This window comes from Bacillus sp. MZGC1, from assembly GCF_002998605.1.
Classification (GTDB): Bacteria; Bacillota; Bacilli; order Bacillales; family Bacillaceae; genus Bacillus.
Genome location: NZ_PVRE01000001.1, coordinates 257,317 through 269,616, shown reverse-complemented (window position 1 = coordinate 269,616; position 12,300 = coordinate 257,317). Strand labels below are relative to the sequence as shown.

Here is a 12,300-nt window from a genome sequence, read left to right as displayed (position 1 = left end):
TGCCTGTTACGCTTTATTCACTTTGGTAGCCATCTGGATGCTTCTGAAACCAATCCCACGCGCTCTGAATGATCGTGTGAAGGTCAGCATATTGAGGTGTCCATCCCAATTCTTGCAGCGCTTTTTCAGAAGAAGCAATCAGCTTTGCTGGATCTCCCGCGCGTCTTTTTGCCACTTGTGCCGGGATGGCATGCCCCGTGACTTTTCTGACAGCTTCTACGACCTGCTTCACGGAGAAACCTGTTCCATTCCCTAAGTTGTAGGTAGCACTACCTTTTCCAGCACGCAGCCGATCAACGGCTAAGATGTGTGCCTCTACTAAGTCCATCACATGAATGTAATCTCTAATACACGTGCCGTCCTCTGTCTCATAATCATCACCGTAAATCTTGATCTGATCCCGTTTTCCTAAAGCAACTTGCAGAATAATTGGAATGAGATGTGTTTCAGGCTGATGATCCTCTCCGACAAGTCCTTCTGTATGGGCACCAGCTACATTAAAGTACCGAAGCACCACGTATTCTATTCCATACGCTTGCTCAGACCACTTCAGCATTTTTTCAATCGCTAATTTTGTTTCTCCATAAGGATTCGTTGGGTTCGTTTCATCCGTTTCAACGATCGGCACGCACTTCGGTTCACCGTATGCAGCAGCAGTTGAAGAAAAGACGATGTGTTTCACATCAAATTCATTCATTATTTGTAGTAAAGCGGTTGCTCCGCCGACGTTGTTGTCATAGTACTTAAGCGGGTCTGTCACACTCTCCCCGACAAGTGAATCTGCCGCAAAGTGCATGACCGCTTCTATTTGATGCGTTTTGAAAACCTGTCTTAAAAAGACGTGATCCCGTAAATCTCCCTCTTCTAAGACAGCTCCTTCCAAAACAGCTTCTTTGTGGCCTGTCTGCAAATTATCCACTACCACTACTCGTTCGCCTTTCGCTAGAAGAGCCGCCACCGCATGACTGCCTATGTACCCTGCTCCTCCACAAACTAAAATTGTCATCACACTTCCTCCTTTGTGAGTTCTCTTGCGCCGCCTCCAATTCCAGCTGTGTAAAAAGAGGCTTGAATGCCTGTTTTCTCTTGATATATCGCACCAGTTTCTTCTATAAATGAACCCAGCAGTTCTTCTTTCACAATGCTGATCGTGCATCCGCCAAAGCCTGCACCTGTCATACGGGAGCCAATCGTCCCCGGGTGCCGCCAAGCTGCTTCAGCCAGTGCATCTAGTTCAAGTCCTGTTACTTCATAATCATTCTTTAAAGAAAGATGAGAAGCCTTCATGAGCCCACCTAGTTCTTCCATTTTATCATCTTTCAGAAAATTTACTGCTTTCATCGTCCGCTCGTTTTCCGTCACGACATGTCTTGCCCGTTTGCGGCATATGTCATCTTCAATCAAGTGGGCATGTGCTGCAAATTCATCCGCAGTGAGCTCACATAAGTGGGTGATGTCGATTTTTTTCCGAAGATCATTTAAAGCTGATTGACACTCTGCCCGGCGCTCATTGTATTTGGAATCAGCCAGTGTCCGCTTTTTGTTTGTATTGGCGATGACAAGCGCCAGTCCCTCTTGCCGAAAAGGACTGTATTCAAAGGCAAGGGTGTCACAATTGAGCAAAATGGCGTGATCTTCTTTTCCAAGGGAAATCGAAAACTGATCCATGATCCCGCAATTGACGCCAATAAATTCATTTTCTGCACGCTGTGAGAGGAGGGCAAGACGGGCATTTGAAACGCTGAATGAATGCCATTCGTTGATGAGAACAGCGGTGACAAGCTCAATGGAGGCAGAGGAAGACAGACCTGCGCCATTTGGAATATTGCCGCTGTACACAATGTCAAAGCCTTCTTCTATCTTCATCCCTGCTTCTATAAACTGATTGAACACACCCTTCGGATAATTCGCCCAGCCGTCCGATTCCACGTAAGCGATTTCATAAAGGTTGAATTCTTTCACACCATCGCTATCAAAGTTCAAGGAATACATTCTCACGCGGCCATCTGAACGCTTCGCACAAGCAGCATACGTTCCGAGAGTAAGTGCGCATGGAAACACATGGCCTCCATTGTAATCTGTATGTTCACCAATCAAGTTCACCCTTCCTGGGGCAAAAAAATAGCGAAGTTCTTCTCCATCTCCAAATTGCTGGTGAAATGCCGCGCGTAACGTCTCGATCATATCCATTCCCCTTTTCTCTTCTGATACTTTTATTTTAGTTGTCCCAGCAGCATCAGTTCAATGGTAAAAAAACCGTTAAAAAATACCCTTTTTTTGCTGTGAATGGTACGATGTGATATGAGGTGTAACATGATTCTAAATAGAAAAAGGTTGTTTTTTGCTGCGAAGGAGGATTTCCAATTTGAAGAAGGAAGCATTTGCATTTCGTTTTCACCATTCTGATGTGACATTGCCGGCGCAAATATGGTCTGTTGGCTGGGAAGTACAATCATCTTCGTTATATAGCTGGAATGGCGTGGAGCGGAAAGATCAAGGCAAGTGCATCTTTCAGCTCACACTGTCTGGACATGGCATGATTGAAATCGGAGAGAAACGTTTCAAAGTGTTGCCGGGTCAGGCCTTTCTCGTGAAAAGCCCAAGTGCCTATCAATATTATTTTCCAGAGGACAGTGAGCATTGGGAATTCCTTTATTTAACGCTTTACGGGGAAGCCTGCGATCTTTGCTTTGACCAATTTATTGACCAAGGAAAGCAGGTCATGCGTTTTCATCCAAATTCCAGACCGATCCGCCTGCTCAAGAACATTTATGATGAAGCCAGTGAAAGACGGATTACCAATCCATTTGAGGGGTCTAGCCTTGCTTATCAATTTGTCATGGAACTATATTCATATTTGCCAAAGCTTGAGGGACAAATGGAGAAATGGCCCGAGCCCATCGTTCAAGCTGCCTTGTTTGCCAGCCATCATTTTCACGAGGAAATTGGCCCGGACGATATGGCAGCTGCGGCACGTTTATCCAAAAGTCATTTTACGAGGGAATTCAAAAAAGCCACTGGCTTCACACCTATTCACTATCTAACCAATATCCGGTTAGAAAAGGCGGAAACGTTACTGAAAACAACAAAATACTCGATTGAAGAAATCGCCATACAGTGCGGCTACCGAAATGCGAATTACTTGAATAAAGTCTTTCGAAAGAAAATCGGCATGTCTCCAAAGCAACTGCGGGAAACAAGCGATGCATAATAAAAAGCAGCCGCTTTCACAATTGGCTGCTTCTTTTACGCTTTCGTCAGGTCAACATGAATTCTCCCTTGTCTTAAAACAATGGTCATTTGCGTGTCAGGTGTCATTAAGTTTTCTAAAATGTCCGTTGCCGTTTGAAGCGCAATGTCCATTCGGTTGATCTTTTCCTTTTCTTGTTCCGAAAACGCTTCTGGATGTGCGGTCATTTCTTTGACTAGCCTCAGCACTTGTTCATGCTGCTTTTCTGTTTGCTGATATATGACATCATATAATTCGTCTGGCCTGCTGCTCATTTCACATCACCTATCTTTTTTCATGTGTTAAATCGCATCTTCTTTTGTTTTCTTGAAGACGAACCATTTACTGGCGACATAATTCACAACCACAATCACAAAGTTGACAAGAATTTTTGCGACGGTTTCATTGAGCGCCATTTGGCTCACAAATAAAATCATCAGCCCCAGATCTACACCTAGAGACATGAGACGAACACTAAAAAATGAAGAAAGCTCACGCATAAGGCTTTTCGTATCACGAGCCTTTTGCTTGAAGACATACTTCTTATTGGTGATATAAGCAAAGAGAACAGCAAATACCCATGAAACAACTGTAGCTGTTTTATAATCCATGGAAAACATCTCAACGAATAAGTAGAAGCTGACTATGTTGACAATGGTTGTACACACACCCATCACAAGATACATGACAACTTCTTGATACTTTTGAAAAAGGCTATACATGTCTTTCTTCATTCCTTCTTGGTGGTTTCTGTTTCTTTTAGAATACCATCTTGAGAAGAACTTCCCAAACGAACAATATGTACGTCCTGCACAGATGAAATTTGTTCTACTTGATGGCAAATGTCAACCTAATTGGTTTATATAAGCCAAATGATTTAGGTCTTTTTCATTATTTTAATTTATAATCTTTTAACTGACTTTACAATTGTTTATTATTAGAAGTAAGAAATCAATATTTATGGGTTTTTTAGTCATTTTTTTAGGAACGTGGTAGGTGATAGATTTTACAAAATAGGTTAAATGTCATCATTTTTCGACAAAATCTATTTTGCGCTGTTTTCATCCACACGTACAGTTACTAGACGGTTTGTTCAAGTCATTGGTTGCAGATGAATATGTCTTATTGAACTGGAGGATATTATGGATACGCAAGTGAAAAGAAGAGTTGACGAAGAGTGGGTTTATTTGATTCAGGAAGCGAAAAAAATTGGACTAGGCATCGAAGAAATACAAGCTTTTTTAACATCCAACGGTGATCAGAAGATGATAAACAAACCGTAAATCAACGCCGTTATCCTTTGTCTTTCAGACTGCTTTGGCTAAAAGTTCTGACTTGTCAATTGACCTTTTGAAAATCCTTTCATGACGATACGCTACAGTAATTGAACACCCCTTCATACCAATCCCTTCCACTCATGGGGTTCTGTCTTTCTATATTAGGAGGACAGTCCGTTTCCCGTTCTTTATATGATCCCTTTATAGCCGCTATTCATGAAAATTGTCATTCTCACGTTATAAAACCAAGCTCCCCACCCATATATTAAGCATGAAAACAATGAGAAAGCAGAAAGGTGGGTAGAGCGTGAGTTCAGATTCCCTTTCCTATTATCACCAAAAAAAGGATCAGTATTATCATGGCGTGAACCCGGTCATTGTCAGCCGTATTCGTGAGGAATGGACGTCTTTATTGGATATCGGATGCGGCACAGGCAAACTTGGAAAAGTCCTGAAACAAAAGGGCCGGACCATTTATGGAATTGAATCGTTTGAGGATGCAGCAAAAGAGGCTGAGCAAGAGCTAGATCATGTGCTATGCGGAAATATTGAACAGATGACTCTCCCTTACGAACATGAACACTTTGACTGCATCATTTTCGGAGATGTCCTTGAACATTTATTGGATCCGTGGGCCGTTTTAAAGAAGGTCAAACCCTTCCTTAAAAAAGAAGGAATCATCCTGTCATCCATTCCGAATATCGGTCACATATCAACAGTTTTAGAATTACTAGCCGGCAGATTCACTTATACAGATGCAGGATTAATGGATCAAACACATTTACGTTTCTTCACCCTTCACGAAATTCATGCACTCTTTCATTCAGCAGGCTTTCGTATTCGCGAACTCGAAACCATTCGCGTAAAGCATCCTTCCTATGCAAGCGTGATGAGTGATTTACATGAATTACTCATGAAGCATGGCATTCGTTCAGATTTTCACGAGGCCGCTACCGCCTATCAGTATGTGGTTGAGGCGGTTCAGTTTCATGAGTAACCCCACCATCCTGTTTGTTTTATGTGTAAATGATGAATCGATGTTTCAGGCTTGCTTTCGGCAGCTCGCTTCACTTCCTGCTCCCCATGGATATCATGTGGAGGTTTTGCCGATTAGACATGCATCCAGTATGACCTCTGCTTATAATGAAGCGATCACCCATCCAGCTCAGTTTAAAATTTATCTTCATCAAGATACCTTGATTGTCAAACAGCATATGCTGCTTGAGCTGATCCCGCTTTTTTTACAGCATCCATCACTTGGGATGATTGGGGTCATAGGAGCTGAAAGCGTGCCTGACAATGGGATTTGGTGGGAGAGTTCTCATTGCAGGGGGAAAGTCATTGAATATCGTCACGACACCTATCAGCTGCTTTCGTTTGAAAGAGGTCGTCAACAACAGGCGGAAACGCAAGATTATATCAATGCTTCGGCGATTGATGGTCTTTTCATGGCGACGCAGTATGATGTGAAGTGGCGTGAGGATCTCTTTGATGGCTTTCATTTTTATGATGTTTCGCAGTCCTTTGAATTCGTCCAGCAGGGCTATGAGGTTGGAATTGCGAGACAAGAAGAGCCTTGGTGTATCCACAAATGCGGAGATCATTTTGACGCAGAAACATATGAAAAAGCGAGACAAACATTTCTTGCGAATTATCGGTAGAAAGCACCCTTTTCGGGTGCCTTTTTTATGATATACTGTCATAAACAACCAGATCGTCTCATATGCATTGGAGTACCTTGTCCCTAATTCGTACAAAGGAGGAAACAATGGCAGACAAAAAAGTTCATTATAAGAAGGTTGCCGCTTCAGAGGATTTTCGAAAACTTCTCGAGGAAAAACGCAGATTTATCGTACCGATGACGATTTTCTTTTTTCTCTTTTACTTTTCACTTCCGGTTGCTACATCCTACTTCACCTTTTTGAACACGCCGGCAATTGGCGCGATCTCATGGGCTTGGTTATTCGCCCTCACACAATTTGTCATGACCTGGGTATTATGTGGACTTTATGCGAGAAAAGCAGCTCAGTTTGACAAATATGTAAGCGCTTTAAAAACTAAATCAAGAGGTGATGACGAATGAGCATGACCGCTTTTATTTTATTCATAGCGATCGTAGGGCTCACATTGGTCATCACATATTTTGCTGCGAAAAAAACGAGCAATGCGAGCGATTTTTACACGGCAGGCGGAGGTTTGACTGGGTTTCAGAACGGCCTTGCCATCGCCGGGGACTATATGTCTGCCGCATCATTTTTAGGGATCGCTGGAATGATCGCGTTAAATGGATTTGACGGCTTTTTCTATAGCATTGGCTTTCTAGTGGCGTATCTTGTCGTTCTTTACGTTGTGGCCGAACCGCTTCGAAATCTAGGGAAATATACGATGGCCGATATGATTGCTGCACGATTTAAGCGTCCTGCCATTCGAGGGGTTGCCGCGTTTAACACAATCACAGTCTCTACTTTTTATATGATTGCACAGCTTGTTGGGGCAGGTGCATTAATCAAACTGCTTCTTGGCATTGATTACTGGATTGCTGTGCTGGTCGTAGGTGTCTTGATGACCATTTATGTCGTGTTTGGCGGCATGATCGCTACCAGCTGGGTACAGATCACAAAGGCTGTGCTTCTCATGCTTGGGACCCTGATTATTTCACTGCTTGTATTTGCAAAGTTTGATTTTAGTCTGCTGAAGATGTTTGAGGAGATGAAAACAGCGACCCCGCTCGGTGGGGCATTTCTTCACCCGGGAAATAAATATGATGTGCCTTTAGAGACGCTGTCTTTGAACCTTGCTTTAGTGCTTGGGACAGCAGGTTTGCCGCACATTTTGATCCGGTTTTATACGGTAAAGGATGCCATTTCTGCGCGTAAATCTGTTTTATCCGCTACGTGGATCATCGGCATTTTTTATTTAATGACGGTTTTCCTTGGCTTCGGTGCTGCTGCCTTTGTTGGAACAGAAGCGATCACAGCAGCAGATGCAGCAGGAAATATGGCCGCTCCTCTGCTCGCCCAAGCCCTTGGAGGTGATTTATTATTTGCCTTTGTTTCCGCTATTGCCTTTGCGACCATTTTGGCAGTGGTAACTGGTCTCGTCTTATCCGCAGCGTCTGCCTTTGCCCATGACTTTTATAGTCAGATCATCCGCAAAGGGAAAGCGAGTGAACGGGAACAGGTGAAGGCGGCACGCTTTGCTTCCATAGGCGTGGCCATTCTTTCCATCATTCTTGCATTATTTGCCCAATCCTTAAACGTCGCTTTTCTTGTGTCACTTGCCTTCGCCGTGGCAGCAAGTGCAAATTTACCATTGATTATCTTCACTGTCTTTTGGAAACGATTTAATTCTACGGGTGCCATTGCAGGGAGCTTAGTAGGACTGTTGAGCGCACTGATCATCGTCTCGCTCAGTCCAAGCGTCTGGGACCCATCGGGAACAGCCATCTTTACAGGAGATCCGCTCATCCCGCTGTCGAACCCTGGAATTATCTCGATCCCACTCGGATTCCTTGCCGCTTACTTAGGCACGATATTCTCCTCTGAAAAAGCAGATGATGACACCTTTACGGAAATTCAAGTAAAGGCACATACAGGCATGCATATGGATACTGATTCATAAGGAAAAGCCGGCAGCGAGCCGGCTTTTTAATAGCGCTGAAATAACTCTGGATTTTTCGGAACGTTTTCTAAATAAACGATCTTTCCTTTGTCGTCCAGTTCTGCAATGTCAATTCCTTCTGCTGTATAGACACGGCCATCCGAAAGTTTCCCGCAAACAGCCCAGTTCGTTTCATATTTTCCGTCTTCTCTTTTTTTCCATCCATCCCACATATGCTTGATGTCTTCATGCACGTGGAAAAACGTGTTTAAAAACTGTGTAAACGCTTGGATGCCAGGCTTCTCGGCACCATTTAAGACAATCATGACATCGTCAGAAAACAATGCTAGCAATTCATCCATTTGCTCCTGTCCTTTTCCTGCTTCATCGTAGCGGCGAAAATACGTATCGAGCACTTCCATTGTTCATTCTCCTTTATTTACCTGTCATTTCGAAAATAATCGAACAATTTAATTGTACACAATTGTTTCTCACCTGTCTATTTTCCCTGAAATCAGAAAAGACATGAATTGAGTCAATCCATGTCTCCTACAGGTTAAAGAGATGCTTTTTCTAATGCAACAAGTGCTTTCAATTTTTCTGCTGCTTTTTTTGGATCAGCGCTCTGGCTAATGGCGCTAATGATGCTAATACCATCTGCCCCTGCTTGGATGACTGGTGCAGCATTGTCGTATGTGATACCCCCGATTCCAACAATTGGAATATGAAGACCATGACGACGTACTTCAGTGATCAAAGATACTCCTTGGACACTGCGTGTATCCTTTTTCGTTTCTGTTGGATAAACTGGGCCCATGCCGACATAATCTGCGCCGTCCTTCATGGCTTGTTTCACTTCATCTAGGTTATGCGTAGACACACCTAATATTTTATTTCCGATCCGTTGTCTGACGTCTTCTGCATTTGTGTCTTCCTGTCCAACATGAACGCCATCTGCATTAAGGTCTATCGCTAGCTGTACATCATCATTCACAATAAAAGGAACATTTGCTTCTTGGCAAAGCACTTGAAGTTGACGAGCCAATTGTTTCTTCTCTCCTCCTTGCAAGGCTCCCTCGCCCTTTTCTCGAAATTGAAACATGGTGATTCCGCCTTGAATGGCTTCTTTTACGACATCAAGCGGCGGTCTGCTTGTATTCGCTGTTCCCATAATAAAATAAACCGATAATTGCTGTTTGATTTGCTGTTGATCAGCCTTTGTCATGTGAAATTCCCCCTATTCTCCCCATAGTCACCACATCATCGCCAGTTGTGTGTGTGAGTGAATTTAACAATTCCATTTGAAACGTCCCTGGCCCTTTATCCTGAGTGTAATGAGCTGCCCTTTCAGCTGCGACACCATAAAACAGTAATGCAGCTGCTGACGCATGAATAGGCCGTTCACCCACTGCACAAAATGCCCCGATGACAGACGTCAGTAAACAGCCGGTTCCCGTCACCTTGGTGAGCCATTCATGTCCATTATGAATAGACAACACGTCCTCTCCATCTGACACCACATCGACTTTTCCTGTGATCACCACAACGGTCTGAAGTGTCCTTGCCGCTTGTTTGGCTAGTGCCGATACATCTCCGTTCGCTGCTTTCGCATCAACGCCTTTTGACTCCCAGCCATCCACTCCAAGTAAATGAGCCATTTCTGCAGCATTTCCTCTGACAACGGTCATGTTCACTTGCTCTAACAGCTGTTTTGCCGCTTTCGTTCGAAACGTTGTCGCACCGACGCCGACAGGATCTAATAGAACAGGTACACCATTTTCATTGGCAGCTTGTCCAGCCAGAACCATGGCCTCCACCGTGTCCTTTGTCAATGTGCCGATATTGAGCACAAGTGCATCCGCCAACTGCGCCATTTCAGCCACTTCTTCTTTGGCATTTGCCATGACTGGCGAAGCGCCTAAAGCAAGCAGACCATTCGCTGTAAAATTCGTCACGACTTGATTGGTGATATTATGAACGAGTGGATTTTCCGCTCGAACCCTCTCCAATAAATGAGACACGCAGCTTGTTTTCATCCGTATCGTCCTCCCTTTTACTCTGCTCCCCACACATAGGATTTAGTATGCTTTAACCATTCTCTTGCCGCAAACGACAAATAGCGATCCTTTCGCCAAATGACTCCTAAATGCCACGGGATCGACGTGTTTAAGGAAATGACTTTCACCTTTTCAGGATCAAGATCACGGCAGATCCGCTCAGGCAGAAGACCAATTCCCAAGTTCTCGGCTACCATCTCACTAATGAAATCCCATTGAGACGTTTCATAAATGACATTGGGCCGGAATCCCGCATTCATACATTCATTCAATATCCGGCTATGCAGAACAAAATCTTCTCGAAAGAAAATAAAAGACTCTTCCTTTAAATCAGCTAAATCAACCTTATCACGACCTGCCATCGGATGTGATGGATGCGTCACGAGCTTCATGTCTTCTTTAATAATGGTGTACGTATGAAAAATTTTATCATTTGCAGGCAGAACAATGACACCAATATCTAACGAACCATCTTCGACCCCTTCCTCTACTTTAATAGAGCCGTGCTCCACCAATTGAAATGTGACATCTGGATACTGCTGGCGGAATTCTCCCATGACATTCGGGAAAAAACTCGATCCAATCATCGGCGGCAGCCCGATGCGAATATGTCCTTTTTTGACATTCATTAAATCATTTAGCTCGCTCGTTAAATTCTGAAATGATTGTGTGATTTCACTCGCCTGTGTATACATCGTTTGTCCAGCATCTGTCATTTCAACCTGCCGGCCATTTCGATAAAACAACTGCACCCCCAGCTCATCCTCGAGATTTTTGACCATCTTGGAAATGGTAGGCTGCGACACATAAAGAGATTGTGATGCTTTTGTGAAGCTTTTTAACCTCGCCACTTCTAAGAAATATGTTAAATGTCTAATGTCCACATGACTCACCCTTCCTATAGACAAAAGGAATACTAACTATTCGATATATGTATTTTACCTATAACTGAACGTGCTGTACACTTTAAAGTAAGCTAATCAATTGGAACGTTGTCATGTTTTTGTGAAACAGTGAACAATTTATATAGAAAAAGGAGTGAACAGAAAGTGAAATTGCTCAAAACGCCGCTGATTGCTGTCCTTCAGATTATGGCTTTGTTTGTTTTTGCGAAATTGATGAATGTGCTCGCGGCCTTTTTGCATTTAAGAATTCCGGGCACGATTTTAGGCATTCTGGTCATTTTCTTATTACTTCATTTTAAAATTATTCAATTAAAATGGATTGAACTTGGCGCCGTATGGCTGCTTGGAGAACTGCTGCTATTCTTTATCCCGTCAGCAGTTGGTGTCATTGATTATGGAACATTGCTTTCTCAATCTGGCACAAGTATTGTCCTTGTCGTCTTACTTAGTACCTTTGTCGTCATGCTCTCGACTGGTATCATGACGCAAATGATTGCGAAAAGAAAGGAGCGAAAAAAGCTATGTTAGTTGGCGCACTATTTCTGATCTTAACGGTTCTTTTATATCTCGGATCAAAAGCGGTGTATAAACGGCATCCGAAGGTCTATGTCTCCCCATTACTTGTGACGCCGCTTGTCCTTGTCGTCTTGCTATTAATCGTCAACATTCCTTACGATGCATACAATCAAGGCGGTAAATGGCTCACGAATATGCTTCAGCCTGCGACTGTTGCTTTTGCCATTCCTTTATATAAGTATTTTCACATTCTGAAGAAGCATGCAGTGGAAATTATTTTGAATGTGGCTTGTGGTTCTGTCATTGCGATCCTATCAACAGCATTTATCGCCAAGTTGTTTCATTTGGATACAGGCCTTATTGAAAGTCTTGTCCCAAGGTCGGTCACAACACCGGTGGCGATGAGTGTGTCAGAAATGATTGGCGGCATGCCGTCCGTTACGGCTGTATTCGTCATTTTAACCGCACTGTTTGGGTCAATCATCGGTCCAATGGTCATTCGTTATTTCCGTATTGATAATGACATTGCCATGGGCGTCCTGCTTGGAACAGGTGCACACGGGGCAGGAACATCGAAGGCATTTGAAATGAGCTCCGTCTCAGGGACGATCTCAAGTGTGTCGATGATTCTTTCAGCTATTATTACATTATGTGCAGCGCCTCTCCTCATGTCGTTTGCCTTATAAAAAAGCCATTTCCTTTATCGGAAAATGGCT

Annotated in this window: 16 protein-coding genes; 8 read left to right on the top strand and 8 right to left on the bottom strand. The window is 43.4% G+C overall.

The window, feature by feature from the left end; translation table 11 throughout:
* Positions 1 to 13: 13 nt before the first annotated feature.
* Both galE and C6Y06_RS01300 read right to left on the bottom strand, forming a co-directional pair.
* The gene (galE, locus tag C6Y06_RS01305) at positions 14 to 1,006 is read right to left on the bottom strand and encodes a UDP-glucose 4-epimerase GalE (protein ID WP_106036407.1); all 993 of its coding nucleotides are present in this window, start codon (positions 1,004 to 1,006) and stop codon (positions 14 to 16) included.
* Positions 1,006 to 2,184, bottom strand: coding sequence for a galactokinase (locus C6Y06_RS01300; protein WP_060597742.1), 1,179 nt, complete (start codon positions 2,182 to 2,184; stop codon positions 1,006 to 1,008). The genes galE and C6Y06_RS01300 overlap by 1 nt, the downstream gene beginning before the upstream one ends.
* Before the next feature lie 181 nt (positions 2,185 to 2,365).
* Here C6Y06_RS01300 and C6Y06_RS01295 point away from each other — a divergent pair, with 181 nt between their 5' ends.
* Positions 2,366 to 3,211: an AraC family transcriptional regulator gene (locus tag C6Y06_RS01295; RefSeq protein ID WP_034660412.1), complete on the top strand. Its 846-nt coding sequence runs from the start codon at positions 2,366 to 2,368 to the stop codon at positions 3,209 to 3,211.
* A gap of 35 nt (positions 3,212 to 3,246) precedes the next feature.
* Here the strand turns inward: C6Y06_RS01295 and C6Y06_RS01290 are convergent, their stop codons facing one another.
* Complete coding sequence (locus C6Y06_RS01290; protein WP_003215318.1) at positions 3,247 to 3,504, bottom strand: hypothetical protein; 258 nt, start codon at positions 3,502 to 3,504, stop codon at positions 3,247 to 3,249.
* Positions 3,505 to 3,531: 27 nt separating this feature from the next.
* Entirely contained in the window at positions 3,532 to 3,915 is a 384-nt protein-coding gene (locus C6Y06_RS01285; RefSeq protein ID WP_012011676.1) for a GtrA family protein, read from the bottom strand.
* A gap of 456 nt (positions 3,916 to 4,371) precedes the next feature.
* On the opposite strand from C6Y06_RS01285, the gene C6Y06_RS01280 reads away from it, so the two are divergent.
* From C6Y06_RS01280 to C6Y06_RS01260, 5 genes are all read left to right on the top strand, one after another.
* Positions 4,372 to 4,512: an anti-repressor SinI family protein gene (locus C6Y06_RS01280; protein WP_008345506.1), complete on the top strand. Its 141-nt coding sequence runs from the start codon at positions 4,372 to 4,374 to the stop codon at positions 4,510 to 4,512.
* A gap of 301 nt (positions 4,513 to 4,813) precedes the next feature.
* Positions 4,814 to 5,503 (top strand): class I SAM-dependent methyltransferase, encoded by a 690-nt coding sequence (locus C6Y06_RS01275; RefSeq protein WP_106036405.1) that lies wholly within the window; start codon positions 4,814 to 4,816, stop codon positions 5,501 to 5,503.
* Positions 5,496 to 6,167 carry a glycosyltransferase family protein gene (locus tag C6Y06_RS01270; RefSeq protein ID WP_106036404.1) on the top strand — a complete coding sequence of 224 codons (672 nt, stop codon included), beginning with the start codon at positions 5,496 to 5,498 and terminating at the stop codon, positions 6,165 to 6,167. The genes C6Y06_RS01275 and C6Y06_RS01270 overlap by 8 nt, the downstream gene beginning before the upstream one ends.
* Positions 6,168 to 6,274: 107 nt before the next feature.
* The gene (locus C6Y06_RS01265; RefSeq protein WP_106036403.1) at positions 6,275 to 6,589 is read left to right on the top strand and encodes a DUF485 domain-containing protein; all 315 of its coding nucleotides are present in this window, start codon (positions 6,275 to 6,277) and stop codon (positions 6,587 to 6,589) included.
* Positions 6,586 to 8,127 carry a solute symporter family protein gene (locus C6Y06_RS01260; RefSeq protein ID WP_106030654.1) on the top strand — a complete coding sequence of 514 codons (1,542 nt, stop codon included), beginning with the start codon at positions 6,586 to 6,588 and terminating at the stop codon, positions 8,125 to 8,127. Before C6Y06_RS01265 ends, C6Y06_RS01260 begins: the two co-directional genes overlap by 4 nt.
* A 26-nt stretch (positions 8,128 to 8,153) precedes the next feature.
* Here the strand turns inward: C6Y06_RS01260 and C6Y06_RS01255 are convergent, their stop codons facing one another.
* The 4 genes from C6Y06_RS01255 to cidR all read right to left on the bottom strand — a co-directional run bounded on the left by C6Y06_RS01255 (position 8,154) and on the right by cidR (position 11,047).
* Positions 8,154 to 8,528 carry a nuclear transport factor 2 family protein gene (locus C6Y06_RS01255; RefSeq protein WP_060597556.1) on the bottom strand — a complete coding sequence of 125 codons (375 nt, stop codon included), beginning with the start codon at positions 8,526 to 8,528 and terminating at the stop codon, positions 8,154 to 8,156.
* Positions 8,529 to 8,662: 134 nt separating this feature from the next.
* Entirely contained in the window at positions 8,663 to 9,331 is a 669-nt protein-coding gene (gene thiE, locus C6Y06_RS01250; protein WP_106036402.1) for a thiamine phosphate synthase, read from the bottom strand.
* Complete coding sequence (thiM, locus tag C6Y06_RS01245) at positions 9,318 to 10,142, bottom strand: hydroxyethylthiazole kinase (protein WP_106036401.1); 825 nt, start codon at positions 10,140 to 10,142, stop codon at positions 9,318 to 9,320. The genes thiE and thiM overlap by 14 nt, the downstream gene beginning before the upstream one ends.
* 17 nt (positions 10,143 to 10,159) lie before the next feature.
* Positions 10,160 to 11,047, bottom strand: a complete 888-nt coding sequence (gene cidR / locus C6Y06_RS01240) for a cidABC operon transcriptional activator CidR (RefSeq protein ID WP_003214744.1) — start codon at positions 11,045 to 11,047, stop codon at positions 10,160 to 10,162.
* Positions 11,048 to 11,212: 165 nt separating this feature from the next.
* Here cidR and C6Y06_RS01235 point away from each other — a divergent pair, with 165 nt between their 5' ends.
* The gene (locus C6Y06_RS01235; RefSeq protein ID WP_012011691.1) at positions 11,213 to 11,596 is read left to right on the top strand and encodes a CidA/LrgA family holin-like protein; all 384 of its coding nucleotides are present in this window, start codon (positions 11,213 to 11,215) and stop codon (positions 11,594 to 11,596) included.
* Entirely contained in the window at positions 11,590 to 12,270 is a 681-nt protein-coding gene (locus tag C6Y06_RS01230) for a CidB/LrgB family autolysis modulator (RefSeq protein ID WP_034660418.1), read from the top strand. Before C6Y06_RS01235 ends, C6Y06_RS01230 begins: the two co-directional genes overlap by 7 nt.
* Positions 12,271 to 12,300: the final 30 nt, after the last annotated feature.

Excerpts from the sequence above, each read along its gene's own strand:
- galE (WP_106036407.1), bottom strand. The coding sequence starts at position 1,006 with ATGACAATTTTAGTTTGTGGAGGAGCAGGGTACATAGGCAGTCATGCG.
- C6Y06_RS01300 (WP_060597742.1), bottom strand. The coding sequence starts at position 2,184 with ATGATCGAGACGTTACGCGCGGCATTTCACCAGCAATTTGGAGATGGA.
- C6Y06_RS01290 (WP_003215318.1), bottom strand. The coding sequence starts at position 3,504 with ATGAGCAGCAGGCCAGACGAATTATATGATGTCATATATCAGCAAACA.
- C6Y06_RS01285 (WP_012011676.1), bottom strand. The coding sequence starts at position 3,915 with ATGTATCTTGTGATGGGTGTGTGTACAACCATTGTCAACATAGTCAGC.
- C6Y06_RS01280 (WP_008345506.1), top strand. The coding sequence starts at position 4,372 with ATGGATACGCAAGTGAAAAGAAGAGTTGACGAAGAGTGGGTTTATTTG.
- C6Y06_RS01270 (WP_106036404.1), top strand. The coding sequence starts at position 5,496 with ATGAGTAACCCCACCATCCTGTTTGTTTTATGTGTAAATGATGAATCG.
- C6Y06_RS01265 (WP_106036403.1), top strand. The coding sequence starts at position 6,275 with ATGGCAGACAAAAAAGTTCATTATAAGAAGGTTGCCGCTTCAGAGGAT.
- C6Y06_RS01260 (WP_106030654.1), top strand. The coding sequence starts at position 6,586 with ATGAGCATGACCGCTTTTATTTTATTCATAGCGATCGTAGGGCTCACA.
- C6Y06_RS01255 (WP_060597556.1), bottom strand. The coding sequence starts at position 8,528 with ATGGAAGTGCTCGATACGTATTTTCGCCGCTACGATGAAGCAGGAAAA.
- thiE (WP_106036402.1), bottom strand. The coding sequence starts at position 9,331 with ATGACAAAGGCTGATCAACAGCAAATCAAACAGCAATTATCGGTTTAT.
- thiM (WP_106036401.1), bottom strand. The coding sequence starts at position 10,142 with ATGAAAACAAGCTGCGTGTCTCATTTATTGGAGAGGGTTCGAGCGGAA.
- C6Y06_RS01230 (WP_034660418.1), top strand. The coding sequence starts at position 11,590 with ATGTTAGTTGGCGCACTATTTCTGATCTTAACGGTTCTTTTATATCTC.